The sequence below is a fragment of the Nitrobacter vulgaris genome (assembly GCF_002028545.1).
GTDB lineage: Bacteria > Pseudomonadota > Alphaproteobacteria > Rhizobiales > Xanthobacteraceae > Nitrobacter > Nitrobacter vulgaris.
Window position 1 is genome coordinate 1 of sequence record NZ_MWPQ01000026.1, and the last position, 24,968, is coordinate 24,968.

29 protein-coding genes and 1 pseudogene are annotated in these 24,968 nt (G+C 62.3%); 22 read left to right on the plus strand and 8 right to left on the minus strand.

The features are described 5' to 3' along the window. Positions 1 to 239 precede the first annotated feature (239 nt). Positions 240 to 995 carry a flagellar type III secretion system pore protein FliP gene (gene fliP / locus B2M20_RS06115; protein ID WP_079446195.1) on the minus strand — a complete coding sequence of 252 codons (756 nt, stop codon included), beginning with the start codon at positions 993 to 995 and terminating at the stop codon, positions 240 to 242. After that, positions 992 to 1,876: a flagellar biosynthetic protein FliO gene (locus tag B2M20_RS06120; RefSeq protein WP_079446196.1), complete on the minus strand. Its 885-nt coding sequence runs from the start codon at positions 1,874 to 1,876 to the stop codon at positions 992 to 994. Before B2M20_RS06120 ends, fliP begins: the two co-directional genes overlap by 4 nt. A gap of 419 nt (positions 1,877 to 2,295) precedes the next feature. Here B2M20_RS06120 and flgB point away from each other — a divergent pair, with 419 nt between their 5' ends. The 7 genes from flgB (at position 2,296) to cckA (ending at position 8,343) form a co-directional block, all read left to right on the plus strand. Then, positions 2,296 to 2,658, plus strand: coding sequence for a flagellar basal body rod protein FlgB (gene flgB, locus B2M20_RS06125; protein ID WP_374708881.1), 363 nt, complete (start codon positions 2,296 to 2,298; stop codon positions 2,656 to 2,658). Between the two features lie 29 nt (positions 2,659 to 2,687). Next, positions 2,688 to 3,113, plus strand: coding sequence for a flagellar basal body rod protein FlgC (gene flgC / locus B2M20_RS06130; protein WP_079446198.1), 426 nt, complete (start codon positions 2,688 to 2,690; stop codon positions 3,111 to 3,113). Between the two features lie 14 nt (positions 3,114 to 3,127). Then, complete coding sequence (gene fliE / locus B2M20_RS06135) at positions 3,128 to 3,439, plus strand: flagellar hook-basal body complex protein FliE (protein WP_079446199.1); 312 nt, start codon at positions 3,128 to 3,130, stop codon at positions 3,437 to 3,439. Between the two features lie 63 nt (positions 3,440 to 3,502). Then, entirely contained in the window at positions 3,503 to 3,766 is a 264-nt protein-coding gene (fliQ, locus tag B2M20_RS06140; protein ID WP_079446200.1) for a flagellar biosynthesis protein FliQ, read from the plus strand. A gap of 14 nt (positions 3,767 to 3,780) precedes the next feature. Beyond that, positions 3,781 to 4,551 carry a flagellar biosynthetic protein FliR gene (gene fliR, locus B2M20_RS06145; protein ID WP_079446201.1) on the plus strand — a complete coding sequence of 257 codons (771 nt, stop codon included), beginning with the start codon at positions 3,781 to 3,783 and terminating at the stop codon, positions 4,549 to 4,551. Between the two features lie 10 nt (positions 4,552 to 4,561). Next, a complete protein-coding gene (gene flhB, locus B2M20_RS06150; protein ID WP_079446202.1) occupies positions 4,562 to 5,641 on the plus strand; it encodes a flagellar biosynthesis protein FlhB in 1,080 nt (359 codons plus the stop codon). A gap of 149 nt (positions 5,642 to 5,790) precedes the next feature. Next, complete coding sequence (gene cckA, locus B2M20_RS06155; protein WP_079446203.1) at positions 5,791 to 8,343, plus strand: cell cycle histidine kinase CckA; 2,553 nt, start codon at positions 5,791 to 5,793, stop codon at positions 8,341 to 8,343. 64 nt (positions 8,344 to 8,407) lie between these two features. On the opposite strand, the gene B2M20_RS06160 is transcribed toward cckA, so the two are convergent. Continuing rightward, entirely contained in the window at positions 8,408 to 9,373 is a 966-nt protein-coding gene (locus tag B2M20_RS06160) for a DUF2336 domain-containing protein (protein WP_079446204.1), read from the minus strand. A 138-nt stretch (positions 9,374 to 9,511) separates the two neighbouring features. On the opposite strand from B2M20_RS06160, the gene B2M20_RS06165 reads away from it, so the two are divergent. Then, positions 9,512 to 9,715, plus strand: a complete 204-nt coding sequence (locus B2M20_RS06165; RefSeq protein ID WP_079446205.1) for a hypothetical protein — start codon at positions 9,512 to 9,514, stop codon at positions 9,713 to 9,715. A 39-nt stretch (positions 9,716 to 9,754) separates the two neighbouring features. Then, positions 9,755 to 10,510 carry a hypothetical protein gene (locus B2M20_RS06170; RefSeq protein WP_079446291.1) on the plus strand — a complete coding sequence of 252 codons (756 nt, stop codon included), beginning with the start codon at positions 9,755 to 9,757 and terminating at the stop codon, positions 10,508 to 10,510. A gap of 79 nt (positions 10,511 to 10,589) precedes the next feature. Here the strand turns inward: B2M20_RS06170 and B2M20_RS06175 are convergent, their stop codons facing one another. From B2M20_RS06175 to B2M20_RS06185, 3 genes are all read right to left on the minus strand, one after another. Then, positions 10,590 to 11,168, minus strand: a complete 579-nt coding sequence (locus B2M20_RS06175) for a DUF1254 domain-containing protein (protein WP_079446206.1) — start codon at positions 11,166 to 11,168, stop codon at positions 10,590 to 10,592. Then, positions 11,165 to 11,740, minus strand: a complete 576-nt coding sequence (locus B2M20_RS06180; protein ID WP_079446207.1) for a DUF1214 domain-containing protein — start codon at positions 11,738 to 11,740, stop codon at positions 11,165 to 11,167. Before B2M20_RS06180 ends, B2M20_RS06175 begins: the two co-directional genes overlap by 4 nt. 156 nt (positions 11,741 to 11,896) lie before the next feature. Next, the gene (locus tag B2M20_RS06185; protein WP_079446292.1) at positions 11,897 to 14,179 is read right to left on the minus strand and encodes a transglycosylase domain-containing protein; all 2,283 of its coding nucleotides are present in this window, start codon (positions 14,177 to 14,179) and stop codon (positions 11,897 to 11,899) included. Between the two features lie 329 nt (positions 14,180 to 14,508). Here B2M20_RS06185 and B2M20_RS06190 point away from each other — a divergent pair, with 329 nt between their 5' ends. From B2M20_RS06190 to B2M20_RS06240, 12 genes and pseudogenes are all read left to right on the plus strand, one after another. Continuing rightward, on the plus strand, positions 14,509 to 15,024 hold the full coding sequence (locus B2M20_RS06190) for a YcgN family cysteine cluster protein (RefSeq protein ID WP_079446208.1): 516 nt from the start codon (positions 14,509 to 14,511) through the stop codon (positions 15,022 to 15,024). Between the two features lie 154 nt (positions 15,025 to 15,178). Beyond that, positions 15,179 to 16,737, plus strand: a pseudogene (locus B2M20_RS06195) (MDR family MFS transporter). A gap of 168 nt (positions 16,738 to 16,905) precedes the next feature. Then, positions 16,906 to 17,070: a Flp family type IVb pilin gene (locus tag B2M20_RS06200; RefSeq protein WP_087881128.1), complete on the plus strand. Its 165-nt coding sequence runs from the start codon at positions 16,906 to 16,908 to the stop codon at positions 17,068 to 17,070. Between the two features lie 278 nt (positions 17,071 to 17,348). Next, positions 17,349 to 17,501, plus strand: a complete 153-nt coding sequence (locus B2M20_RS19450; protein ID WP_158081507.1) for a hypothetical protein — start codon at positions 17,349 to 17,351, stop codon at positions 17,499 to 17,501. 147 nt (positions 17,502 to 17,648) lie between these two features. Then, complete coding sequence (locus B2M20_RS06205) at positions 17,649 to 18,377, plus strand: hypothetical protein (protein WP_079446210.1); 729 nt, start codon at positions 17,649 to 17,651, stop codon at positions 18,375 to 18,377. After that, positions 18,370 to 19,638, plus strand: a complete 1,269-nt coding sequence (locus tag B2M20_RS06210; protein ID WP_079446211.1) for a DNA-packaging protein — start codon at positions 18,370 to 18,372, stop codon at positions 19,636 to 19,638. The genes B2M20_RS06205 and B2M20_RS06210 overlap by 8 nt, the downstream gene beginning before the upstream one ends. A gap of 62 nt (positions 19,639 to 19,700) precedes the next feature. Then, a complete protein-coding gene (locus B2M20_RS06215) occupies positions 19,701 to 20,876 on the plus strand; it encodes a phage portal protein (RefSeq protein WP_079446293.1) in 1,176 nt (391 codons plus the stop codon). A gap of 41 nt (positions 20,877 to 20,917) precedes the next feature. Then, the gene (locus B2M20_RS06220; protein ID WP_079446212.1) at positions 20,918 to 21,130 is read left to right on the plus strand and encodes a hypothetical protein; all 213 of its coding nucleotides are present in this window, start codon (positions 20,918 to 20,920) and stop codon (positions 21,128 to 21,130) included. Beyond that, on the plus strand, positions 21,130 to 21,318 hold the full coding sequence (locus B2M20_RS06225) for a hypothetical protein (RefSeq protein ID WP_079446213.1): 189 nt from the start codon (positions 21,130 to 21,132) through the stop codon (positions 21,316 to 21,318). The genes B2M20_RS06220 and B2M20_RS06225 overlap by 1 nt, the downstream gene beginning before the upstream one ends. Before the next feature lie 95 nt (positions 21,319 to 21,413). Further along, the gene (locus B2M20_RS06230) at positions 21,414 to 22,067 is read left to right on the plus strand and encodes an HK97 family phage prohead protease (RefSeq protein ID WP_079446214.1); all 654 of its coding nucleotides are present in this window, start codon (positions 21,414 to 21,416) and stop codon (positions 22,065 to 22,067) included. After that, entirely contained in the window at positions 22,067 to 22,360 is a 294-nt protein-coding gene (locus B2M20_RS18985; protein ID WP_079446215.1) for a hypothetical protein, read from the plus strand. The genes B2M20_RS06230 and B2M20_RS18985 overlap by 1 nt, the downstream gene beginning before the upstream one ends. 197 nt (positions 22,361 to 22,557) lie before the next feature. Beyond that, positions 22,558 to 22,827 (plus strand): hypothetical protein, encoded by a 270-nt coding sequence (locus tag B2M20_RS06240; RefSeq protein WP_079446216.1) that lies wholly within the window; start codon positions 22,558 to 22,560, stop codon positions 22,825 to 22,827. 221 nt (positions 22,828 to 23,048) lie between these two features. Here the strand turns inward: B2M20_RS06240 and B2M20_RS06245 are convergent, their stop codons facing one another. Then, positions 23,049 to 23,336, minus strand: coding sequence for a hypothetical protein (locus B2M20_RS06245; protein ID WP_244553439.1), 288 nt, complete (start codon positions 23,334 to 23,336; stop codon positions 23,049 to 23,051). A 164-nt stretch (positions 23,337 to 23,500) separates the two neighbouring features. Here B2M20_RS06245 and B2M20_RS06250 point away from each other — a divergent pair, with 164 nt between their 5' ends. Continuing rightward, complete coding sequence (locus tag B2M20_RS06250) at positions 23,501 to 24,754, plus strand: phage major capsid protein (protein WP_079446218.1); 1,254 nt, start codon at positions 23,501 to 23,503, stop codon at positions 24,752 to 24,754. Here the strand turns inward: B2M20_RS06250 and B2M20_RS19970 are convergent. Continuing rightward, the coding region (locus tag B2M20_RS19970) for a hypothetical protein (protein ID WP_210189123.1) at positions 24,751 to 24,968 on the minus strand (218 nt) is incomplete at its 5' end. The two genes, B2M20_RS06250 and B2M20_RS19970, sit on opposite strands and share 4 nt — an antisense overlap.

Below are 24,968 nucleotides of genomic sequence, written 5' to 3' on the forward strand. Positions count from 1 at the left end.
CCTACCTGATCAAAGGCAGATTCCTGCAGACCGCCCCCAACGCGCCTGCCACAGCCGACACCTTCTACGGCTATCTCCAGACCAGCTTCTTCTTCTAAAAACCACGCCGGCCCAACAGCAAATGCCTGTGGGCCGGCATCTATTTTTTTCGGCCGTGTGAAATTTCGTCCCTAGCATTCCTCGATTGAGGAAAGAGTAGGCGATCAAGTCTGGCATCAAACACCAGAGCGCGTACCGCTTTAAGTCCCGTAGCTCTGCACGAGACTGCCGGCCACCAGCGCCCAGCCGTCGACCAGCACGAAGAAGATCAGCTTGAACGGCAGCGACACAACGACGGGCGGCAGCATCATCATGCCCATCGACATCAAGACCGATGCTACCACGAGATCGATGATCAGGAACGGCAGGAAAAGCAGAAATCCGATCTCGAAGGCGCGCTTCAGTTCGGAGATCATGAAGGCCGGCATCAAGATGCGCAGCGAGAGTTCAGCGGGCGTACCCGGCGGCGGCTCGCCAGACAGATCCATGAACAGCTTGAGATCCTTTTCCCGCACGTTCTTCTGCATGAAGCCGCGCAGTGGAACGGACGCGCGCTGCAAAGCGTCCTCAACCGTGATTTCGTTCGCAACCAGCGGCTTGATGCCATCGTCGTAGGATTTCTGCAGCGTTGGTCCCATTACGAAGGCAGTGAGGAACATCGCAAGTGCGATAATGACGGAGTTGGGAGGTGCGGTCGCGGTGCCTAGCGCGGTACGCAGCAGTGAAAGCACCACCACGATGCGCGTGAACGACGTCATCATGATCAAAATCGACGGTGCAATCGACAACACGGTGAGCAGCGCGATCAGTTGGATCGCACGCTCGCTCACGCCGCCGTTGCCGGCGCCGCCAAGATTGATGCTGATATCCTGCGCGAACGCCGGATCGGTGAGCGATCCGGCGGCTATCAGAATGAGAAGGAATGAAACTCTACGCGGGTGGGTCGCCGCACTCACGAAGGGGACTTCGAGCGCCCGAGCAGAGACGCCATCTCGTTCTCAAGGTGCTCGAACCCGGATTTCGGACCGGGCGGGGCGACCGGCGGTGCCCCTGACGATTCGCTACGGGATGCGGGACCGGGTGTAATTTCCGTACTGCGCGGACGAGGCGGTGGTTCGGAGGTCGCGGGCGCCACGGCCGAAGGCTTGCTGTCGCCCGTCGGGCGCCGGAGTGCGGCCTCGAGACGTTGCGCCATCTCCGCGAGATTTTGATCCGCGTTGGAGGCAGAGGGAGGCGGTGAGGGCGTCGGCGCAGGAGGCGGTGCTGGACGCGGCGGCATCACCGGTTCCTGTCGCGCCGGACGGGCGCCGCGAATGTCGGTTCGGCTCATGGGCTCGGGCGTGAAACCGGCCAACGGATCGCTGCGGCGCTCAGCGGCAACCGGCCGGCGTGGGGCATCGGCGAAGGGAGGGCGGGCCGGGGGAGGCGATTCCGGGATTGGAGGCTCGGGATGGCCGGACGGATCGGAGCGAGTGCCGTCGGACTCCATCCAGCCGGTCTCGGCCAGCGGTGGCAGCCTCGGCATTTCAACGTTCGATAGCGGGCGTTGCGGAGCCTGATCGCGTCCGGGGCTGGCGGCGCGAACGATGTTGTGCTCCACGACAATGTCGGTCGGTCCTCCGATCATCAGCAGGTGCTCGACATTGTCCCGGCGCACCAGGACCAGCCGCCGACGTCCGTCGACTGCGGCGGCATCGATCACCGCCAGACGGGGCATGCGTCCGCGATTGGCATTGACGCCGAGACGATCTCCCGCGAATCGCCGCACGAGCCAGGCGGCCCCGGCGATCAGCGCCAGGACCACAATGAATGCGATGACGAATGTGACTGCCTGCATGCTGTGTTCCTGACAGAAAGCGCCTTTAATTCAGCTTCGGATCGTCGAATGCCTTCCGGCATTCCTCCCGTGACGATCGAGCCTTGGCCCAGTCTATTGATCCCGCCCGGCAAAAACTGCCGCCGACAGCCTTAATAACCTATGAATCGACGAGACCAAAACAACTTCTGCGCGTCGTACGCTCCGGTTAACAAAGGTGGTTAACGCACTCGTGGCAAGTATCTGGGCAATCCGAGATTTTAACGTGCGCCTGAGCGGAAAGCGGGTTTAGGCAAGATCCGCCGCTTTGCTGTTCTTAACCCGCTGTTAACCATGAGGGGGGCAAATTCTGCCTACCTCGGCGGCGCCCCGTCCCGAGGCCGGAGCAAAGACCCGTGCCCCTCAACGATATTACCTCGCTGGCGGCGCTGCGCACCCGGATGCAGTGGCATCACGAGCGCCAGCGTGTTCTGGCCGAAAACGTCGCTAACTCCGATACGCCGAACTTCAGGCCGCACGATCTGGTGGAACCGAGGTTCGACGCGCAAGGCGGCAATGCCTCGGGCGGCGCGACTCTGGCGATGATCCGCCCCACCTCAGGTCAGAGCATCGCCGGTTTCGAAGCGTTCTCGCACTTCGGACAAAACGGCAATGGCGGCTTTCAGACCCGTCCGGCTGGCAACGCCGTCAGCCTTGAGGATCAAATGCTCCAGGTGTCGGCCAACCAGATCGACTATGCCGCCGCGACCTCGCTCTACAGCCGTAGCCTGCGGCTGCTGAAGATGGCTGTCGGCAAGGCGTGACGCAGGGCTAAACGGAAGGAGACCGCATCATGGCAGACAACGGCGCCGACTTCATGCGATCGATGAGCATCGCGACCTCTGGTCTGCGAGCGCAGGCCGGGAGAATGCGGGTGATTTCGGAAAACATCGCCAACGCCGACTCAACCGCGCAAGGGCCAGGCGGCGATCCTTATCGCCGCAAGGTGCCGACCTTTTCTTCGGCCCTCGATCGTGCGCTCGATGCGAAAGTGGTGACGCTCGGCCGGGTGAGGCCTGACATGTCAACGTTCCGCGTCAAGCACGAGCCGGGCAATCCGGCCGCAGACGCCAGCGGCAACGTCAAATATCCCAACGTCAATTCGCTGGTGGAGATGACCGACATGCGCAACGCGCAGCGGTCCTACGAGGCGAACCTCAACATCATCAGCGCAACGCGCCGGATGATCCAGCGCACACTCGATATCCTCAAGTCCTGATCGGAGATCTGACCATGGCGTCGCCCACAGTTGCAGCAAATGCCTATGCGAGCCTCGCGAGGATGATGGATTCCGGCGCCGCCGGTGGCAAAGCGCCGGGCGGTGATGGTCCCGCGTTCAGTGCGGTGCTGAAAGATGTGCTCGGCGGCGTGAGGGAAGCGGGGCGGGCGTCCGATGCGCAGACGGTGGCGATGGCATCAGGCAAGGCCAACCTGATGGATGTGGTGACCGCGGTCGCGGATACCGACGTCGCGGTGTCGACGCTGGTGTCGGTGCGCGACCGCGTCATTCAATCCTATGAAGACATCATGAGGATGCCGATCTGATTGGAGCGCACATCAGCTCGCTGATGCTGCGTCATTCCTTATCTGGCCGAAAAGAGGTTTGTCATGACCGGCGCTGAAACACTGGATGTCGCGCGTGACGCGATCTGGACCATCGTTCTGGTCTCCGGACCGCTGCTGGCGGTCGGACTCATCGTCGGCGTCGCGATTTCGCTGGTGCAGGCATTGACGCAGATTCAGGAGCAGACGCTGGTGTTTGTGCCGAAGATTCTGGCGATCTTCGTGACGCTGGTGCTGGCGCTACCGTTCATGGCCGATGCGCTGCACGCCGAAATGATACGGATTTCATCGCGAATCATCGGCGGCTGACGCACAGTCGCGAGATGCACATCGATATCTCGCTTCTACCCGCTCTCGCCGCCACCTTCATGCTGGTATTCGCCCGCATTGGCGCGATGGTGATGCTGTTGCCTGGGTTCGGCGAGGGCTTCATTCCGGTGCGTGTGAAGCTCGCCATCGCTCTGCTTTTGACCCTCATCATCCTGCCGCTGCATCGTGCCGCCTATCACGTTGACATGCAGTCGGTCGCGCCACTGGCGGTTTTGTTGGTGCACGAGATCATTATCGGCGTCGTGCTGGGCGCAACGGCACGTGTCACGCTCGCGGCCTTGCACGTGGCAGGCTCGATCATCGCACAGCAGCTCGGGCTTGGATTCGTCACATCGGTGGACCCGACGCAGGGCCAGCAAGGCGCGTTGATGGGAAACTTCCTGACCCTTCTCGGGATCGCGCTGCTGTTCGCAACCGACACCCACTATCTGGTCATTGCCGCGCTCAACGACAGTTATAAGATATTCTCGCCAGGCGAACTGATGCCGAGCGGCGACGTGGCGGCGCTGGCGACGCGTGCTTTTGCCGGCGCTTTCAAGATCGGCCTGCAACTGTCGGCTCCGTTTCTGGTGTTCGGACTGGTCTTCAATATCGGGCTTGGCGTGCTCGCGCGGCTGATGCCGCAGATGCAGGTTTATTTCGTTGGCGTGCCGCTCTCGATTCTTATCGGCTTCATGATCTTCGCCGCCGTGCTGGCGTCCATGATGGGAACCTACATGGATTATCTGGTCGGCGTGATGCAAGATCTGACGTCGCTGAACTGAGGTCTCCGCGATGGCCGACGAGAGCGACGATACCGAGAAAACAGAAGACCCGACGCAAAAGCGCCTCGACGATGCGCTCGAGCGCGGCGACGTCGCCAAGAGCCAGGAGATCAACACCTGGTTCGTGATTGCGGGTGCGACACTGGTACTTTCGACGTTTGCTGGTTCGATCGGCGACGGGTTCCAGACGCCGTTGCGCAATCTGATCGCCAATTCCTGGCAAATTCGGACCGACGGCCCCGGTCTTTTGGCGCTGACCGAGCAAATCGGGTATCGCCTTGCTGCCGTGCTGGGCATTCCGTTGCTTTTGCTGATGATGGCTGCCGTTGCCGGCAATGTCATTCAGCACCGCTTCGTCTGGTCGGGGGAATCGCTCAAGCCGAAGCTCAGCAAGATTTCAGTGGTGTCCGGCGCCAAGCGGATTTTCGGCAAGCAGGCTGCTGCGAACTTCGCCAAGGGACTTTTCAAGCTGATCGCGCTGGGCGCGGTCATGACGGCGGTGCTTTGGCCGGAGCGCTCGCGGCTCGACGCGATGGTGCGGCTCGATCCGGACGCCCTTCTCGGAATTACGAAAAGCCTGACGCTGCAATTGCTCGGCGCCGTGGTTGTGATGCTCGCGCTGGTCGCGATCGCAGACTACCTGTTCCAGTACCGGCAATGGTTCGAGCGACAGAAAATGTCGCTGCGGGAGATGAAAGAGGAGTTCAAACAGTCAGAGGGCGATCCGCATATCAAGGCTCGCATCAGACAGTTGCGCCATGTCCGCATGAAGAAGCGCATGATGGCCGCCGTTCCCAAGGCTTCGGTGATCATCACCAATCCGACGCACTATTCGGTCGCTTTGTCCTACGAGCGCGGCATGTCGGCGCCGGTCTGCGTAGCCAAAGGCGTGGATAACATCGCGCTCAAGATCAGGGAAATCGCCCGCGAGCATGACATTCCAGTCGTCGAGAACGTGCCTTTGGCCCGCGCGCTGTATGCCGTTGTCGAAATCGACGACGAGATTCCGGCCGAGCACTATCACGCCGTCGCCGAAATCATTGGTTACGTCATGGGCCTGAAGCGCGGGTTTTCGGGGCACCGGATCTGAGGCCGGTGGCCGGGATCGGAGGAGCATCGGGGTGGGGGAAATGGCGGGAATGAGCCCATGAGGCGCTTGCGCTGCCGGGTCCGATTCAGGCACTCAGGACCCGGCGCATGCGCATTCCGCGCCCGCCGCGATAGGCCCCGCCGGATTCCATGACGCCAGATCCCGACATCGATTCACCGCAGGTGGGGCAGGAGCCGGCGCGGCGGAGCGGCAGCATCCTCCTGGTTCTGCTGGTCGCGGGTTCGATCGTCGCGGCCGCCGTGGCGTTTATGACGCTGGGGAGTACTAACGCCCAGCCTTATATTCTGGCGCTATTGGCCTCGCTGGCGATGGTCGGGCTGTTCACGCTTTTCGCGTTCGCGGCCGGGATCGTCCGCTTTGCCGACCGCACCATTGATGATCCGCTGATGCGTCCGATAGCGGATCACGCCTTCGACGGTATCGCCGTCACCGATTCCGGCGGGCACGTCATTTATGCCAACTCCGCTTATCTCGCCCTGACCGGAGCTACGTCGATGCAGGACGTGCGGCCGGTGGAGCGCGTATTCATCGGCAATCCCGACGTTTCCGAGGCGGTGTTCCGCCTTTTGAAGGCGGCGCGCGAGGGTAAACGTCAGCAGGAAGAGGTGCGCGTTGCCGCCGCCGACGGCACGAACGGTCGCTGGCTGCGGCTGAGGGTCCGCCGGCTCGCACAGGCAAAGCGGTATTCTCGATATGCCGTGTGGTCGATCGCCGACATCACCCGTGATCGCGAGCGGCAGGAAGATGTATTCCAGGAACTGCGCCATGCGATCGAATATCTCGATCATGCGCCGTGCGGGTTCTTCTCGGTCAACCAGTCAGGCGATCTTGTCTATGTCAATGCGACGCTTGCCAACTGGCTGGATCACGATCTGGCGGAGGTCGGCTCGGGTGGCCTGAAGCTCGCCGACATCGTTTCGGGGGACGGCGCGTCTTTGCTGACATCGATCATTGCTGCGCCCGGCGAAGTCCGCACCGAGGTCTTCGATATCGATCTGCGGATGCGCAATGGCAAGACTATGCCGGCGCGGCTGTATCACAAGTTGGCTTTCGGCGCCGACGGTGTGCCCGGTCCCTCGCGAACGCTGGTGATCAGCCGCGCCCGCGACGAGCGCGTCGATCCGCAGCGTGCGGCGGAAGTACGCTTCATGCGCTTCTTCGACAACACGCCGATGGCTATCGCGACGGTCGATAAATCCGGCGCGGTTGGTCGCGCCAACGCGCGGTTTGCGAAACTCGCGCAAAGCCTCAGTCCGGACGGCGCCGTGGCCAAGTCGATTCTTGCGGCGGTCAAGGAGCGCGATCGTGGTCAATTGAGCGCGGCCATCCACGCTGCGGCGGACGGGCAGGGTGATATCCCTCCCGTCGAGGTGATGCTGGAGGGCGCGCGCGAGCGATGGGGACAGTTTTTCGTCACCGCGGTGGAGGACGATCGCGACGCGGAAGCAGCCATCGTCTACATGCTTGAGACGACCGAGCGGCGCACGCTCGAGAGCCAGATCAATCAATCCCAGAAGATGGAGTCGGTTGGCCAGCTTGCCGGAGGCATCGCGCACGATTTCAACAACGTGCTGTCCGCCATCATGATGGCAAATGACTTCCTGCTGAACGCGCACAAGCCGACCGATCCGTCTTTCCAGGATATCATGCAAATCAAGCAGAACGCCAACCGCGCCGCAGCCCTGGTGCGGCAATTGCTGGCGTTCTCACGGCGACAGACCCTGCAGCCGAAAGTGCTCGATCTCGGCGACACCCTGAGCGACATCGGCATGTTGCTTAAACGTTTGATCGGCGAGAAGGTTACTTTCCCAGGCGTCGTGCACGGGCGAGACCTGTGGCCGGTCAAGGCCGACGTCTCGCAGTTCGAACAGGTTATCGTCAATCTCGTGGTCAATGCGCGCGACGCCATGCCAAATGGCGGCAAGCTCGCGATCCGCACCGCGAACGTCGCGGCCGCGGAGGTCGCGGCGTTCGGCCACAAGGGAATGCCGGCCGCGGACTATGTGCTGGTCGAGATCGGCGACACCGGCACCGGCATTCCGCCCGAGATCGTCGATAAGATTTTCGAGCCGTTTTTTTCCACAAAAGAGGTGGGCAAGGGCACCGGGCTCGGTCTGTCCACGGTCTACGGCATCGTCAAGCAGACCGGCGGTTTCATCTACGTTGACTCCAAAGCGGGCGAGGGCACGACGTTTCGTATTTTCCTGCCGCGCCACCATCCCGAAGCCGAGGCGCCGCCGGCGTCGTCCGGCGTGATCGGCGCGGCGAAGGAGCCTTCTCCCGCGGCCAAATCGGTCAACACCGATCTGACCGGCCAAGGCACTATTTTGTTAGTGGAGGACGAAGAGGGGCTGCGTTCGCTTAATGCTCGCGGCCTGCGTTCGCGCGGCTACAGCGTGATCGAGGCATCCAACGGCATCGAAGCGCTGGAAGCGCTCGACGAGAATGGTGCCGTCGATCTGGTGGTTTCCGACGTTGTTATGCCGGAAATGGACGGGCCAACTCTGTTGCGGAAAATGCGGGTGCGCAATCCCAATCTCAGAATCATTTTCGTGTCGGGTTACGCCGAAGAAGCATTCGATAAGAGTCTGCCGGAGAACGAGCAGTTCGCTTTCCTTGCGAAGCCTTTCGCGCTCAGTGCGCTGATCGCCAAGGTCAAGGAGACGATGACGGCATCCTAGCCTCGATGTTTCGGCCTACCCTTGACCGCTCGGCCTTCAAGAACCGGTTTGGCAATCCGCTCATCTACCCTTTTATTGGATTGCGTCCGGTTCCGCGCGCGGCAGGCGCCGTGCCGGGTTGGACAGCGCCGTGACGCCCGTGCGCCGGCGCTGTCCGCGTGCGATTGCGCCCGTCATCGTAAAGGGTGGAGCGATACTTCGCCCGAGCTTCCGTCATCGTGGCGCCGCGCCAGGCGGCCAGCATGATTCGCGCAGAGCGTTCACTGAGCGCGTCGTAGAGGCGCGAGAGCCGATAGACCTCAGTGACGGACGTGCCGATGGCCGGATCGAGAAACAGCAAAATCTGCTGGAAGATTTCAGAGGGAATGCCGATGGCCTTGGCGGCGCAAACGAGTGGCTCGCCGCCCGCATCCTTCACCACCTGTTCGGAGATCGCGGCGGGAAGCATCAAGGTTGCGCTGAGTTCGGTCGCGAAGCTATCAACGTCGGACGCGAATGCGGCCATGTGCAAAATCTCGATCGCCCGCAGGGCACGGGACGGATGAATATGCGGCGACGGCCGCAGCGGGGCCGTGGACAGATTGTGCAGGATCAAAGCGCGATCTTTAGAGCTTGCGCCAAAGAACATCTCACTTATTTCGGCGGCGTCACCTGGTGCCATCGATAGCGTTGCGACCGTGTGCTGTTTCGTCGCTGAGGCCGCCGTCGCGGGCGGCGATGGCGGCGCGGGGCTACCAGCCTGCGGTGGGGTGGTGGACGCGTCGAGCCGCAGCTTGCTCATGATCGCCGCCGGCGTCCGCGGGTAGATCGACAGGCGGGCGCGCACTACGGCGCGGGTGGCGTCGTCGACATGATCGATCAGGCGTGAGGTGAGTTCGACGAAGTGTCGTTCCTCTTCGACAGAGTGTGTGCTGGTCTGCACGTAAAGGTCGGTCAGGACCCGTAGCAGAGTCGGACGGATGTCAACGCCGTCCCGGCGGGACAGCATCAACAACCCGTCGAAGCCGGGAAACATCGGAGGTGCGGTCATGGCGGCTTACGCTTACGGAACCAGTTTGTTCTCAACCTAGCGCGGCCGCTTTAACAGGCCGTTAACCATGCGGGGTTCTAAATCCCGACGCGTCGCTGCCCAAATCGCGACGAGCGCTGGGGCGAGGAGAGACTGAGCATGGGCACCGTTATTGCGTTTCCGGCAGATGCGGCTTCGCGGCTGGGATCAACGGTAAATCGCTCTTCGGATCAGATGAGGGGAACGGTGGTGATTCTGCCGGTCATACGCATCGACCGCGAGACCGACGAAACCAGCGGTGGAAGCGGTCCCGAGCAAGGCACGGCTGCCGGGCGGCGGCGCCGCCGCCGCGCCCGCTCCTGATTTTTCCGGACACGCCCGATGCAGGAGACGTCGCTTGCGATGCCAGGGCTGAAACGTTCACCTCTCACTTCGCTTGTTTCCGTGATTCTATTAGGAACTGCGCTCGCAGCATGCAGTGGTGGTGACTTCGGCCGCGTTCGTCAGGATGCACGCAACGACGACATGCACCGCTGGATGGGCGCGGAAGCGACCGGCAGCATCGGTCGTCAGCCGTCGCGGTTTCAACTAACCGAGAGCGAGAGGATGTTGCGCGATCTCGCCTATCCGCTGGTCGAGCCGCCGCATTCGCGGCCGGCCTGGAAGAGTGTGTTCGGCGACTACGACCCGCTCGCTACGCCATGGCGGCAAAAGCCTGCATATGATCGCTCCGCTTACGGCCGCCTGCTCATCGACGAGCCGCATCGTTCTCACACTTCGCGCTATACGCAATTAATCGATGACGTCCGCGACGACATCACCCGTTTTGATCCGTTCTTCAACACCGCCCGGCAGGTCTTCGTTCTCGACGGCAAGCGCAACGCCAGCCTGAGATTGGTGTCCGACCTATCGCCGCGTGAGCACGCTGACGCCGTCGCCCGCATGGAGGAAAACACTCTGATCGTGCAGTGGGTGCAGCAATGCCTCGAGCAGCGGATCGCGTCCTATCGCTGGGCGCTCGAGCATCTGGTGGTTCAGGCGCCGGACGGTATGGCGGCCGACGCAGACCGCCTGATCGGGCAACTTGCGGCGTTGACCGCCAATCCCCCTGTGACCGCGACCCCCGTGATCGGCCGCGCCCTGCGTACGCGCGGGTAGCGTATTCTTGATTGTAACGAACGCTTGACGAGAGCAAAACCGACCAAGCCTCGTTAACCCGGATTTCCTCGCAAACGTCCTATCGTTTCGCTTCCGGTTTCACCACGGGCGGCTCAGTTTGCAGCCGGCATTTTGCGGCGGCGAGAGATGATTTCGCCTGCTGCGTCATGCCGGACTCAGGCGCCAGCGCCTTCAGAACGATCAGCCCCGTCGTCGAGGGGGAGTCGATGATGAGACGGTCCGCGGCCGTCACGTCCTCTTCTTCGGGCAGCTCTGCGTGCTGTGCTTCGGTCATCAGATTGAGTTCGATCACCTTGCGTCCAGCTGAACGGTCGTTGATGGCGTAATAGGCGACGTTGCTTTGGGTGTAAAATGACACCGACGTGTAGGCCTCGCTCACGGGCACCGTGAGCTTGATCGATCCGTCTGACAGGTCGTAGCGGCAGACCGCGACGGCAAAGGCGGGGTCCATGAAAGGCATCAGCGAGTTGGCGGGATCCGCCGGCGGCAACGGCGTCACGGCGTTCAGCGTCGTCATTTCCGTTAGTCGCGAATAGGCGTCCTGCGAGGCGATCCGCGGCAGCGCCAATACGCTGACGAGATGCACGATCCCGCCGAGCAGAATGCCGCCGACGATCGCAAACAGCAGGCGGATCATGAACACCTCTCTGTCGCGATGGAAGGCATTGGGGCGTCGCGTCGGGTTCGCGTACCCACTCCGACGGGCGTGTCATAGAGTCGAAGCATCAGCACATAGCTCTCGATGCCGCCGGTCGGCAGCCAGTTGCCGGCACGCGCGCGAGATGCCACATGCACCACGAATGAGCCGTCGGAATTCCGCACAATTTCCTGGCTGGTGAAGCCATAGCGTTGCAGCGAGTTCGCCACCAGATGGCCCTTGCGGTCGTGGAGCGTCAGCGTCCAGAACCGCGCTGCCGGTGTGACGCCGCTGATGATGACGTCGCATCGGCCATCGAGCGGTCGCTTGGCGTCGTCGGTCGTGGCAAGAAATGCTATGCCGTCTCCCGCTCCGATCGGCAGCTCTCCACTTCGCGCAATTGCGGCGCGGGAGTAAGGGTCGATCTCGGCGGATCCAATCCTTGGTTTTGCCGTCCATGCGCCGATGGTCAGCGTGCCGAGATTAGTGCCGCGCGTTGCGGTGATCCAGGTAGTTCCGAGGCCTATCGCGGTGGCGAGACCGAGGCCCAGCAAAATGACAATCAGCCGCACGTGTCGGCGCTCCGGTGTTGAAGCCATTCGAGTCGCGCATCTGTAATGCGAATGTCGGAAACACGCCACGTTTGGATCAGAAAGATCCAAATCATAACTGTGATCGATTCCATTGTTTATAGCGGTCGCAAACCGTACACACTTCCGCATCCCACTCTAATTCTTGCTTGGCGCCGGGTCTGCTCGGTCGCTGGACGTCGCGGCCGCCAAGTTTTCTGCGCCGCCGCCAGAGGAGGTGGGACTAAGGGCGCCGGAGCGAGCCGGATCGACCGGTTTTCCGGCCGAGGTTTTTCCGATTGTCTTGGCTGCTTGATCCAGCATCTTTTCCACGCGGACTAGGATGTCGGCTCCGCGTTTGGTCAGGATCGGCGGGGGGGCCGGTTTTGCATTGTCGTCGCTGGCGGCGGTTTTGGCTGCCGCGTCGGCGGTCGGCTTCGCTGGCGCTGCAACGCCGGCGAGGTCTTTGACTTCGATACCGCGATGCGCGGCCGTCATGATGTCGTGCCAGGTTTGGGCGGGCAACGCGCCGCCGGTCAGGCGATTGGTTGGCGAATAGTCGTCATTGCCGTACCAGACACCACATACAAAGTTGCCGGTGTAGCCGACGAACCATGCGTCGCGATAAGCGTTTGTGGTGCCGGTCTTGCCCGCGGCCGGAATGCCGTCGAGAATGGCGCGTCGTGCGGTGCCTTCGCTGACCACATGACTCATCATACCGGCCATATCCGCGGCGACTGAAGGCGGAATGATCTGGCGCGGTGCGGGGCCGTCGCGGTCGTAGCGCCACACCAGATCGCCGGCGCCGGTCCGGACCTCCAGAACCGCGTGCGGCGCCACCGCCTTGCCCTTGTTCGGGAATGTCGCATAGGCGACGGCGTGTTCGAGCACGTTGACCTCGTCGGCCCCGATCGGCAGCGAGGGCGTGTCGGGCAGCGGTGTGACAATGCCGAACTTGCGGGCGACCTCGACGATCTTGGCGCGGCCGGCTTTAGCGGGATTTTTTGCCCCCTTGCCGAGCGCGATCGAGAGTTTTACCGGCACGACATTGATCGACCGCGTCAGTGCCTGGGTTAGCGTCACCGTCCCGGAGTAGGAATGGCCGTAATTCTGCGGGCACCAGTTGCCGAGGCAGACGGGGCCGTCGACGATCTTGGATGTCGGACTGAAGCCGTTGAGCAACGCTGTGGTGTAGACATACGGCTTGAACGATGATCCGGGCTGGCGCAGGGCATCCGTTGAGCGATTGAACTGACTTGCGCCATAATCGCGTCCACCGACCATTGCGCGCACGCCACCGTCGAGATCTGCGACGACCGTTGCCGCTTGCGTCGCGTGATAGTCGCGTCCGAACTGGCGCAACTGGCTCTCAATCGCTTCTTCCGCCGCTTGTTGCACATTCATGTCGATTGCGGTGCGGACGACAAACACGCGCTCGGTGTAGGAGCGCGGAAACGTGTCGACCAGCTTGCGCATTTCTTCGAATGCCCAGTCGAGATAATAGTTCGGCGAGTTCTCGTCGCGGCGGTCGACCGCGGTGGCGGGATTGCGCCGCGCACCGAACACCTGGCCCTCGGTCATGAAGCCTGCATCGACCATGTTGTCGAGCACCTGGTTGGCGCGGGCGCGGGCGGCGGGCAGATTGATGTGCGGCGCGTATTTTGTCGGCGCCTTGAACAGGCCGGCGAGCATCGCGGATTCGGCGAGGTTGACGTCACGCACCGACTTGTTGAAGTAGAAATGCGCCGCGCCGTCGACGCCGAAGGTTCCGCCGCCCATGTAGGCGCGGTCGAGATACAGTTTAAGGATCTCGTTCTTGCTCAGTCGGGTTTCCAGCCAGACGGCAAGGAAGGCCTCATTGACCTTGCGCTCGATGGTGCGCTCGTTGGAGAGAAACAGATTCTTCGCAAGCTGCTGGGAGATCGATGAGCCGCCTTGCCGCACGCCGCCGGCTTGCGCATTGGTTACCAGCGCGCGGAAGGTGCCGCCGACGTCAATACCGAAGTGATCGTAGAAGCGGCGATCTTCGGTCGCGAGCGTCGCCTTGACCAGGTTGTCGGGAAATTCCTCCAACGGAATCGAATCGTTGTGTTTGATGCCGCGGCTGCCGATCGGATTGCCGTAGCGATCGAGGAACGCCACCGCGAGATCGGATTTCTTCAGCCAGTCCTCGTCGGCGGTTTCGCGGAACGCCGGCTGTGCCAGCGCCAGCAGGAGGATGAGACCGCCGAGACCCAAGGTCGCAGCTTCAGACAGCGGCTCGACGATGACCCAGCGCTTCCAGTGGCCGACATAGAAGCGGTCCATGAACGTGGAGAAGCGCTCATAAAGTTCCCGCGCGCCGGCCGCCGAGGAGAACAGGGTCGAATCGATGCGCGAATCGAGATCCAGCAGGATGTGCCGGATTCGCTTCTTCCAATCGGAGGGCAGGTTGTTGCGCACCAAGGCCTGTGACCGATCTGCGGCATCGCAGCGCCTTCTCTAAGGCGCCATCTCGCCACCCTCATGCAAGAACGTTACGGCAAACCCAAGGCACTCGAGAAGGCATCTCAAAACCCGCGCTGGACCATCATCTTGGCATCCTCGGGAAAGCCGATTTTCTTCTATCCGAGCGCGGAAGATAAACCAATGGCCGGTTGCGATTTCAGCCTGGCATAGCCGCTATTGGCATCCCAGATCCCTAGGGCGCTTGCGCGAGGTGCCGGCGAAGCCCATAGACGGAAAATCGGTTTTCTTCGGCGCAACCTCTGGCACACCCCTTGGCTCACTCCATGACCCAACGACCCGCGCGATCATCGGAACAAAACGGGTTCTTCTGGAAGACCAAATCCTTGGATGAAATGTCCAGCGCCGAATGGGAAAGCCTGTGCGATGGTTGCGCACGCTGCTGCCTGGAGAAGCTGGAGGACGAGGATACCGGCGACATTTATTTCACGCATGTTTCCTGCCGGCTTCTGGATGCCGGGCTCTGCGCCTGCAAGGATTATCCGAAGCGTTCCGAACAAGTTCCGGACTGCGTCCGCCTCACGCCGGACAATGTCCGGACCTTGAACTGGTTGCCGCCGAGCTGCGGTTATCGCCTGGTCGCGGAGGGGCGCGATCTCTACTGGTGGCATCCGCTGATTTCCGGCAATCCCAATACCGTCCACGAGGCCGGTGTTTCGGTGCGTGGCCGGGTCCGCGGCACCGAGGATGAGATTCCCGATTCTGAACTGGAGGATCATATCGTGCAGTGGCCAGTTCGGTTGCCGAAGCGCGCCCGGCTTCGGAAATCGCCGAAGGGTTGACCGGTCTCCCATCACAAATTTGCGATTTTGCATTGGAGGCTTTTTATTCCGTCGGTCGCTGTCCGAACGCGGGCCTCAAGCGTTAATGTTTACAAAGCAGCGAACCGCACCGGCCTCCGCCTCTTGTTAGCCAGTTCATATTTTGTCTGTCCGCATGAATACATTCGAGCGTCTGGGTCGGGGTCCGTCGGATCCCCCGATTCTGTCCGGCGACGCCGCGCCAGAAGCTGCGGCGCGTTCCGGCAAGGCTGACGGTGACGCCAGTGCGCCGCCGGTCGTGACGCCCGCGCCGCTGAGCCGGAGCGAGGTGCGCACCATTCTGGTCAGCCTGATGCTGACCATGTTCCTCGCCGCCCTCGATCAGACCATTGTCGCAACCGCGCTGCCGACCATCGGCCGCCAGTTCCACGAGGTCACCACCCTGTCGTGGGTCATTACGGCGTACCTGCTGGCGTCCACAGCGGTCGCGCCGTTGTTCGGTACCTTGAGCGATATCTACGGTCGCCGTGCCATGATCGTCACCGCGCTCGGTCTGTTCGTTGCGGGTTCGGTCCTGTGCGCGCTGGCGCCAAACATGGCGGCGCTGATCGTGGCGCGCGGCGTGCAGGGCATTGGCGGCGGTGGTATCCTGCCTGTGGTGCAGACCGTGATCTCCGATGTGGTGACGCCCCGGGAGCGTGGTCAGTATCAGGCTTATTTCAGTGGCGTATGGACTGCGGCAGGCATCGCGGGGCCGGTGCTGGGGGCGTTTTCGCCGAGCACTTGCACTGGTCGATGATTTTCTGGATCAACGTGCCGCTCGGCTTTGTCTCGCTGGCGTTGCTGTTGCCGAAAATGGGTAAGATTCCGGTGTTCCACCGCCGCCGCAGAGTGGATTGGACCGGCGGCCTGTTGCTGATGGCATCCGCCGTTGTTTTCCTGCTGGTGCTGACATGGGGCGGTAACCGCTTCGCCTGGGCGTCGCCGCAAATCGCCGCCATGCTTGGCGCCTCGCTTGTGCTTGCCACGGTCTTTGTCCGGCACGCGCGCAAGACGTCCGAACCATCCCTGCCGCTGTCGCTGATGGGCGGCCCGGTGGTTCCGTATGCGATAGCCGCGGGTGCTTTGGCGCTCGGCGCGATTATCGGGATCACCGTGCATTTGCCGCTGTACTATCAGGTCGTCCACCATCTCAGCGCGAGCGAATCCGGACTGGCATTGATTCCGATCGCGGCGATTTCGACCGGCGGGGCGGCGCTTGCGGGCCGCTCCATGACGCGTACCCTCCACTACAAGCGGGTCGCGGTACTGGGGACCACATTTGCCGCCGTCGTGGCCGCCATTCTGGCTGTGGTGACGCCGCCTCTATGGCCGCTGCTTGCGTTGCTATCCTTGTTCGCCTTCGGCCTCGGCACGATATTTCCCGTCAGCGTGGTGTCGCTGCAGAACGCGGTGGCGCGTCAGCAGGTCGGAACCGTCACCGGCGCGATGAATTTTTTTCGCGCGTTGGTTTCCTCGTTCGCCGTCGCTGCATTTGCCGCCATCCTGCTGATGGCGCTGGGAACCGATGCCTCGATCGGCAATGAGGGCGGCGGTCGGGTCGGTGTAATCTCCGCCTCCGACCTCACGACCGCATTTCGCTATGTATTCGCCGCCACAGCCGCGATGCTGGCGGGCGCCGCGCTGCTGCTGGTGCGAATGGAGGAACGGCCGCTCACCGGCCCCCCGGCTTGATCCGCACGCAACTTTTGCTATCGCTCTTAAGCATTCTTTCAGAGTGTCGGTTAGGCTCCGAGAAATCTTTCAACTCTAGCATCCTATTTTTGAAAGGTTGTCGCGCTGCGCCCGATCACTATTGGAGCATCCGCGGGGATTCAAAGGCTGGAGTTGGCGTTGCACCTCATTCCAAAACTTGCGTCGGATTTTCTGCGGGACGAAACAGGCGCCACGTCGATCGAATATGCCCTGATTGCTTCCGGCATCAGCATCGTCATCGTGGCCGCGGTCACCGGCATCGGCAGTTCGCTCAAGGACCGCTTCGACACGCTGAACGGGCTGCTGAGATAAGGCCAGGCGACAGGTAAATTTTCCTAGGAAAATATACCTTGACAGCGTGACGCTGCCGGAGTAGGTTTACGCCATGCTCCACAGTTGCGCCGAGACATCACGCGATGCTTTCTGATCGCGCGGCTGACGAAACCGTCAAACGAACATTGCCGGGAATTCCCGGATGAAGCTCATAGCGAGTCGTAACCACGGCTCTTTTTTTGCACGGAACATCGCAGGGAGTCTGCTGTTGTCCTGAACAATTGGCATGCGATGGCGGACCGTGGGGGAGAACGAACATGACGACGGAAAAACACAGTCAAACTGTGAAGACATCCATGGAGATGCGACGGTCCGAGCCTGAGCTTCCCGCCCTTTTGCTGTCGACCATCAGCACCGGTCTGGTCGCGTTGATCCTTTGCGTAACGTGGCTCGTATTCGTCCATCAGTGAGATCGGACTCAAGGGTCTACACAATAAAAAATACGGCTTTGGTCGGCGGGGATGAAACCGGCCAAGGGATCCGAAATCTTCATCGCAATCCAGCTAATCCAGGAATTCAGCGGCATTGGGTCCGCTTGAAGGGAGTTCTTGATCTTCATGTGTGCGACGCGAACCGGCAAGCCGGCACGAAAGCCGGCGGCGGGGCGCGTTGCCTCTCGCTCAAAGCTGACGCCATCCAGGACCGGAACGTCCTCAGCATCGAAGAAGAAAGCGTCGTCGTCATCGGAGCAGAATAAGCCGCTCACGCCGGCCGAAGCGGCGATAAAGCGAAGCGCGGTTAGAACGTCGCCCCCCAGCAAGACCCGCGCCGCCGTTCTCGCGCGCAAGGCGACAATCGCTGCCACCACACGGTACGTTGATGATGTCCCCGTTATCGTTGATGAAGACGACGATGCGGCAAAGGCCGGATTGAAGCGGCAGCGCAAGCGGCCGACAACCGCCCGCCGCAAGGATCAACCAAGCCCGCGCATCAAGCGCACCGCAGTCGAGCGTGTCGACGATCCGCCGCCGGCGACAGGCGCGCTTTTGATTGAGAGGGTGACGCGCGCGATTGAGCGCGAGCTGTCCCTGATCGAGGTGATCGTCGGCGGCAGCCATCTGAAACCGCAGCAGCGCACGGAGGCCGAGCGCCGTGCCCGGACGCTGGCGAGTCTCGCGCGTACGCTCGGAGAGGTGACGCGGCTGCGCGCAGGTCAGGAGAAGGTGAAGCCAGCCGATGACGACGCCGTGCCCCGCGACCTTGACGAGTTCCGGCGCGCGCTTTCGCGCCGACTGGAGCAAATGGTCGCCGCGCCAACGCCGGCTCCTGCTGGAGAGCATGAGTGAGACGGAACTCGGATTTCTTGCCCGACAGTGGGATGTTTTCGCGCATCCACATCAACGGCCTTCCGAACTCGCTCCGAACGGCGCGCCGTGGCTGATCTGGCTGATGATTGGCGGCCGCGGCGCCGGAAAGACCCGCGCAGGAGCTGAATGGATTCGTGCGCAGGCGTTGGGTCTGCCGCCGTTCGCCAGCGAGGCGGTGTCGCGCATCGCACTGGTCGGCGAGACCGAGCATGACGCGCGCGAGGTGATGATCGAAGGCGTCTCCGGGTTGCTCGCGGTTCACGCCGCTCATGAGCGGCCATCATGGTCGCCGTCGCGCAAGCGGCTGGAGTGGAACAACGGCGCGGTGGCGCAGGCGTTCTCGGCCGAAGATCCCGAAAGCCTGCGCGGGCCGCAGTTCGGCTGTGCCTGGTCCGACGAGATGGCGAAGTGGCGCTACGCCGAAGCCGCGTTCGATATGCTACAGTTCGGCTTGCGGCTGGGATCGAAGCCGCGCCAGCTCATCACGACGACGCCGCGGCCGACCGCGCTTTTGAAACGCCTGATGAACGACCGGGCGAGCGTGGTGACGCGCGCGCCGACGCAAGCGAATGCTTTCAATCTGGCGCCGACCTTCTTGCAAGGCGTGATGGCGCGCTACGCCGGAACGCGGCTTGGACGTCAGGAGCTTGATGGCGAAATCATCGAGGATCGTCCGGATGCGCTGTGGTCGCGTGCGCTTCTGGAGCGATGTCGCGTGCACGAGGCGCCGCCGTTGCAACGCATCGTGGTCGCGGTCGATCCGCCGGCGAGCGCAAGCAAGCGCGCGGACGCCTGCGGCATTGTCGCGGCGGGGCAAGCCGCGGACGGCACTGTTTACGTGATTGCCGACGAGACAGTGGCGGGCGTGACGCCGGCTCTGTGGGCGGCGAAGGCGATCGCGCTGTGGCGGCGATGTGAGGCCGATGCGCTGGTGGCGGAAGTCAATCAGGGCGGCGACATGGTGAAAGCCGTGATCGCGGAGGTCGACGCGGAGGTGCCCGTGATCGCGGTGCGCGCGACTCGCGGCAAATGGCTGCGCGCCGAGCCGGTGGCGACGCTTTACGAGCAAGGCCGCGTCAGGCACGCCGGCAGCTTCGCCGCGCTGGAAGACGAGATGTGCGATTTCGCTCTGTCCGGCCTGTCGTCGGGGCGCTCGCCCGACCGGCTCGACGCCCTGGTGTGGGCGGTGACATCGCTGGCGCTCGCACCGCGTGCTCAGCCGCGGGTGAGGGGGTTCTGAGAGGGAACTGCAATGCCGCACAGAGCGCTGCGTTGCAGCCACGACATAACAGGAAAATGGCCATGCGCTTGCGCTTGAAAAACATGTTCACCCCGCCCGAGACAAAAGCCAGCCGCACGGCCAGACTGCTCGCCTTCGAGAGTGGCGGCCGCGCGCGCTGGACACCACGCGATTATGCTGCGCTGGCGCGCGAAGGATATCTAACCAATCCCATCGTGCATCGCGCGGTGCGGCTGATTGCGGAGAACGTTGCGTCATGCAGCTACCTCGTGTTCGAGGGCGCGCAGGAACACGAAGCGCATCCGCTGTCGCTGCTGCTCGCGCGACCCAACACACGGCAGGACGGCGGCGCACTTCTCGAGATGCTGGTGTCGCATCTGCTGCTGGCAGGCAATGCCTATGTCGAAACCGTCGCTCTTGACGGGGCGGTTCGGGAGCTTCATGCGCTGCGGCCCGATCGCATGAAGGTGGTGCCCGGATCCGAGGGCTGGGCGGAAGCGTATGAATATAGCGTCGGCGGGCGCAGCGTGCGCTTCGATCAAGCGTCATCCGTGGTGCCGCCGATCCTGCACCTGACATTCTTTCATCCGCTCGACGATCACTACGGTCTTGCGCCGATCGAGCCTGCTGCCGTCGCCATCGACACCCACAACGCCGGATCGAAATGGAACAAGGCGCTTCTCGACAACGCGGCGCGGCCGTCCGGCGCGCTGGTCTATTCCGGGCCGGAAGGCGCGGTGCTGTCGGATTCACAGTTCGATCGGCTCAAGCGCGAGTTGACCGACACCTATCAGGGCGCGGTGAATGCCGGCCGGCCGCTGCTGCTCGAAGGCGGACTCGATTGGAAAGCAATGTCGCTGACGCCGAAGGACATGAACTTCCTGGAGGCCAAGCACACGGCCGCGCGTGAGATTGCACTCGCTTTCGGTGTGCCGCCAATGATGCTCGGCATTCCCGGCGACAACACCTATGCAAATTTCCTGGAGGCCAATCGCTGCTTCTTTCGTCAGACCGTTCTTCCGCTGGCGTCCCGTATCGGTAACTCATTCGCGCAATGGCTGTCGCCGCAGTTCGGCGAGAGAATCCGTATCGTCGTCGACACCGACAGGATCGACGCGCTGGCCGCCGATCGTGCGGCATTGTGGGAGCGAGTCAGCAACGCGGCGTTTCTTACGCTCAACGAAAAGCGCGAAGCGGTCGGCTATGCACCGATCGAGGGCGGCGACAGGCTGGAGTAAGCAGCCATTTTCCGCAAGGGAAAGAGGCGAGAAAGATCGTCATGCCGGACCTCATCCGCATCTTCAGCGAGCGCGGCGATCTTGCGCATCTCGCGCTGTTTCTTTGGGCGAGCGCCGCGAGCGCGGGTCTGCTGTTCACGCTTCGCGAACTGTCTGCGGCCTCGCGCCGTTTCGATGATTTCGTTCGCGAATTGCAGCGCTTCAACCGCAAGGCGCATCGCCGCGCCGGAAACCTCAAAGAGGATCTGGACTGATGGATACCCTTCACAGCGTGTTACGGTCGTTCGGCGCCGAAACGAAATCCTCGCGCGATCATCTCACCGTGTTTCGCGAATTCCTCGCGCATCTTGATCGCGTTCAGCGCAAGCCACCCGCGGCTCGCGCGCCTCGTGCCAAATCGCAGACGCGGCGCAAGCCGGTGAAGCGCAACCGCAAGGGATAGCGTTCATCCAGTGACGCCCGGTGCCCTGATGGGCGCGTGGCGCAACGTCCTGTTACGAATTTCAGACATCCTCCCCGCCTGTTGCGAGGCCGATCATGCATGCTCCGTTGTCATCCGTCTCGCGTCTGTCGTTCTCCGGTGACGGCACGGTCGAAGGTTATGCCAGCCTGTTCGGCGAGATCGATCAGGCGCGCGACATGATGATGCCCGGTGCGTTCACGCAGACGCTGAAGACGCGGGGGCTGCGCAGGATCCCGATGCTGTTCCAGCATGATCCCGCCGAGCCGGTCGGCGTCTGGCTCGAACTGCGCGAGGATTTTCGTGGCCTGTGGGCGCGGGGAAAGTTGATTCCCGACGTGATGCGCGCGCGCGAATTACTTTCTCTGGTCGAGGCTGGCGCGGTGGACGGACTGTCGATCGGCTATCGCACCGTACGTGGTCGAATCGATCCGCGCACGCGCGTGCGCCATCTCTATCAGGTCGACTTGTGGGAGATTTCCATCGTCACGTTCCCGCTGCTGGCGGGAGCGCGTGTCCGCGCGGTGAAGCAGGCGACAACCCAGTCGCCGCGCTCACGCGTGCGGACACAGGCCGAGCGCGGCTGGCGGAGCATGACGGAGGCCGCGGATGAACCGGCACCGCAGCTCCGCCCGCGTTCGGCGATGGTTTCGGCGTCTCTGCGCGGAAGGGAAGCGCGGCGCGCTGCGCTTCACGGCGCGGTGCGCGCGCAGTTGGCGGGAGCGCGCTGATGTCAAATCATGCTGGCATATTCGAAGCCGCGCAGTGCGCGCGCTGGATCCGGCCGGACGCCGCGCGCTTTCTCGCTCCCGGCATTGATCCTCGTGATGTCTATCCGGCGCTTCAACGCAAGTTCAACCCGGACCAGCCGCGCGTGCCAGCGGGCAATCCGGACGGCGGACAGTGGACGGATGGCGGCGGCGGCATCAACGAACGGATCTTTCGTCTCCGTAGAAAGTGCAAACGAACCGGACACTTGAGCGGAATCCGGATCAAGTCGAGGCCGTGGCGACTGGGCGGTTAGCTAAAAAATTTATAACATATCGTTTTGGCTACAAGACCGGCCGCGAGGCTTTCAGGGAAGACGTCGATGCGGTGCCTTACCTCCGAGACACCTATGGGGTCGGCGTATCTATCGTACATGATCCACGCGCTGCCAGGGGTTTCAGCGTGATAACGGCCTATCCCAGAAACGAACCTAGCAAATAGCAAGGAGAGGTCATGTTGGTTCCGAAAGAGTTCGACCACGTGGTCCAATGCTTCTATCAGGGCAGCAGCGCTGAAGTCTCCTCGATGGAAGAGTGGGTTGCGCTGGCCCTGGGATATTCGAACAAACAGGATCAAGCGATCGTCAAGCGCTTTCTGCAGGAATTGCTCGCGCAAAACCTTACGGACGCCGAGTTGGGGCGGATATGGAACGATGCCGGGGCCGACTACTTCTTTGACAACATACGCGGGGTATTGACGCTGATACGGGACGCGATCGATTAGGAGACAGCGAGAAACGCAAGGGCCGGTAGACACGCGTTCGCACGCGTGAAGGAAACGCGTCAGATCAAGATCTGACAGTTCCGCTTCTGATTCCATCAGAAGCGGAAAGGCTCCAAAAATCTGATCTTATGGCTTCCAGAGTCCGATTTCGGCTCGCAGCCGCTATTTTGTAATCGGCGCGGACGGTATCCTGTCGCGGTTTCGCCTGCGGACATATCGGATCACCGTTTGAACGCCAGCGCCAGCGCGAGGCCTGCGATGGCTCCGACGCAGATCGCCGCGCCGCCGGTGGCCATGCTCCAGTTCAAAAGATAAAGCACTATCGACAGCAGCGATTTTTCGGCGCTGGCGCTCAGCATTACGAAGGATATCCCGAACGCCGCCAACAGGACGACGCAGGCGGCGATCGCGAACCAGGCGACGACCCGCCTCAAGGGCTGCATCGCATACCACGCGCTTCCGGCCGAGGCGACGGCCAGAGTTATCCAGACAAAGATCAGAAATCGCATTGTTCGCCTCAACGTGCTGCCGTTGCCGGAAGCCATTGTAGCGCACAACCGCGCGCAAGTCTTGGGTGTCAGAGAAGCCTTGGGGTCAACAGGGTCTTGGGGTCAAACAAGTCTCAAACGTCAGACACGACGGGGCGAAATTATTATCACCGAGGAGAGCATGAATGGACTTCGATATCACCGACATCGCGCCGGAGCATAAATCCGGCGGCGCCGTCCGCGGCGGCTACGACGACTTCCGCGTCACCTTCGAGGAATTCAAGGCGGCCAACGACGAACGCCTGGCAAGGCTGGAGCAAAAGCGCGGCGACGTGCTGCTGGAGGAGAAGGTCGATCGCATCAATGCCGCGCTCGATGCCCAGCACAGGCGCATGGATGAACTGGCGCTCAAGAGCGCTCGCCCGGCGCTCGAAGGCCGCGCTGGAATCCTCAGGGATGCTGGCTCCCGCGAGCACAAAAGCGCCTTCGAGGCTTACGTGCGTGGCGGCGAGACCGGCACCTTGCGCGCGCTCGAGACCAAGGCGATGTCGGTCGGCTCCAATCCGGATGGCGGTTATCTCGTGCCGGTCGAACTCGAGCACGAAATCGGGCAACGCCTGGCGGCGATCTCGCCGATCCGCGCGCTGGCGTCGGTTCGTACCATCTCGGGCAATGTCTACAAGAAGCCGTTCATGACCGCGGGTCCCGCCACGGGTTGGGTCGGTGAGACGGACTCGCGAACGCAAACCACCTCGCCGACGCTGGATGCCTTGAGCTTCCCGGCGATGGAGCTTTACGCCATGCCCGCGGCGACTGCGACGCTGCTTGACGATTCCGCCGTCAACATTGACGAGTGGATCGCGCAAGAAGTCGAGCTGACCTTCGCGGTGCAGGAAGGCGCGGCGTTCGTTAACGGTGACGGCACTAACCAGCCGAAGGGTTTTTTGCAATCCGATACGGTTGCGAACGGCTCGTGGGTGTGGAGCAAGCTGGGTTACGTTGCCAGCGGCGCGGCCGGCGCGTTCGCCTCGAGCAACCCGTCGGATGCGCTGGTCGATCTGATCTATGCGCTGAAGGCTGGCTATCGCCAGAATGCTGCTTTCATCATGAACCGCAAAACGCAAGCCGCGATCCGCAAGTTCAAGGACACCGGCGGGGCCTATCTGTGGCAGCCGCCGGCGCAGGCTGGCGGACGCGCCTCGCTGATGACCTTCCCGCTGGTCGAGGCCGAAGACATGCCGGATGTCGCGGCGAATTCGCTGTCGATCGCGTTCGGTGATTTCCGCCGCGGGTACCTCGTGGTGGACCGCGCCGGCGTGCGCGTGTTGCGCGATCCCTATTCGGCAAAACCTTACGTGCTGTTCTATACCACCAAGCGCGTCGGCGGCGGCGTGCAGGACTTCGATGCCATCAAGCTGATGAAGTTCGCAGCGAGCTAAGGAAGGTCGCCGGTCCTGCATCCGGCGTCATGGCCGGACCAAACCGCGAAGCGTGTCTTCACGCAGGCCCCCGCGTATGACCTGAAATTCAGCGGCGCGCCTTTCTGGCGCGCCGTTTTTTTGGAGCGCGCGTCGTTCCTCAAGGACATATTTTCATGCCACCGCATCACGACGCCTGGCTGCGCCATCAGCAATCGCGATGGCTGCGGCCGGA

Excerpts from the sequence above, each read along its gene's own strand:
- B2M20_RS06120 (WP_079446196.1), bottom strand. The coding sequence starts at position 1,876 with ATGCAGGCAGTCACATTCGTCATCGCATTCATTGTGGTCCTGGCGCTG.
- flgB (WP_374708881.1), top strand. The coding sequence starts at position 2,296 with ATGCAGTGGCATCACGAGCGCCAGCGTGTTCTGGCCGAAAACGTCGCT.
- flgC (WP_079446198.1), top strand. The coding sequence starts at position 2,688 with ATGGCAGACAACGGCGCCGACTTCATGCGATCGATGAGCATCGCGACC.
- fliE (WP_079446199.1), top strand. The coding sequence starts at position 3,128 with ATGGCGTCGCCCACAGTTGCAGCAAATGCCTATGCGAGCCTCGCGAGG.
- fliQ (WP_079446200.1), top strand. The coding sequence starts at position 3,503 with ATGACCGGCGCTGAAACACTGGATGTCGCGCGTGACGCGATCTGGACC.
- fliR (WP_079446201.1), top strand. The coding sequence starts at position 3,781 with ATGCACATCGATATCTCGCTTCTACCCGCTCTCGCCGCCACCTTCATG.
- flhB (WP_079446202.1), top strand. The coding sequence starts at position 4,562 with ATGGCCGACGAGAGCGACGATACCGAGAAAACAGAAGACCCGACGCAA.
- cckA (WP_079446203.1), top strand. The coding sequence starts at position 5,791 with ATGACGCCAGATCCCGACATCGATTCACCGCAGGTGGGGCAGGAGCCG.
- B2M20_RS06160 (WP_079446204.1), bottom strand. The coding sequence starts at position 9,373 with ATGACCGCACCTCCGATGTTTCCCGGCTTCGACGGGTTGTTGATGCTG.
- B2M20_RS06165 (WP_079446205.1), top strand. The coding sequence starts at position 9,512 with ATGGGCACCGTTATTGCGTTTCCGGCAGATGCGGCTTCGCGGCTGGGA.
- B2M20_RS06170 (WP_079446291.1), top strand. The coding sequence starts at position 9,755 with ATGCCAGGGCTGAAACGTTCACCTCTCACTTCGCTTGTTTCCGTGATT.
- B2M20_RS06175 (WP_079446206.1), bottom strand. The coding sequence starts at position 11,168 with ATGATCCGCCTGCTGTTTGCGATCGTCGGCGGCATTCTGCTCGGCGGG.
- B2M20_RS06190 (WP_079446208.1), top strand. The coding sequence starts at position 14,509 with ATGACCCAACGACCCGCGCGATCATCGGAACAAAACGGGTTCTTCTGG.
- B2M20_RS19450 (WP_158081507.1), top strand. The coding sequence starts at position 17,349 with ATGACGACGGAAAAACACAGTCAAACTGTGAAGACATCCATGGAGATG.
- B2M20_RS06205 (WP_079446210.1), top strand. The coding sequence starts at position 17,649 with ATGTGTGCGACGCGAACCGGCAAGCCGGCACGAAAGCCGGCGGCGGGG.
- B2M20_RS06210 (WP_079446211.1), top strand. The coding sequence starts at position 18,370 with ATGAGTGAGACGGAACTCGGATTTCTTGCCCGACAGTGGGATGTTTTC.
- B2M20_RS06215 (WP_079446293.1), top strand. The coding sequence starts at position 19,701 with ATGCGCTTGCGCTTGAAAAACATGTTCACCCCGCCCGAGACAAAAGCC.
- B2M20_RS06220 (WP_079446212.1), top strand. The coding sequence starts at position 20,918 with ATGCCGGACCTCATCCGCATCTTCAGCGAGCGCGGCGATCTTGCGCAT.
- B2M20_RS06225 (WP_079446213.1), top strand. The coding sequence starts at position 21,130 with ATGGATACCCTTCACAGCGTGTTACGGTCGTTCGGCGCCGAAACGAAA.
- B2M20_RS06230 (WP_079446214.1), top strand. The coding sequence starts at position 21,414 with ATGCATGCTCCGTTGTCATCCGTCTCGCGTCTGTCGTTCTCCGGTGAC.
- B2M20_RS18985 (WP_079446215.1), top strand. The coding sequence starts at position 22,067 with ATGTCAAATCATGCTGGCATATTCGAAGCCGCGCAGTGCGCGCGCTGG.
- B2M20_RS06240 (WP_079446216.1), top strand. The coding sequence starts at position 22,558 with ATGTTGGTTCCGAAAGAGTTCGACCACGTGGTCCAATGCTTCTATCAG.
- B2M20_RS06245 (WP_244553439.1), bottom strand. The coding sequence starts at position 23,336 with ATGCGATTTCTGATCTTTGTCTGGATAACTCTGGCCGTCGCCTCGGCC.
- B2M20_RS06250 (WP_079446218.1), top strand. The coding sequence starts at position 23,501 with ATGGACTTCGATATCACCGACATCGCGCCGGAGCATAAATCCGGCGGC.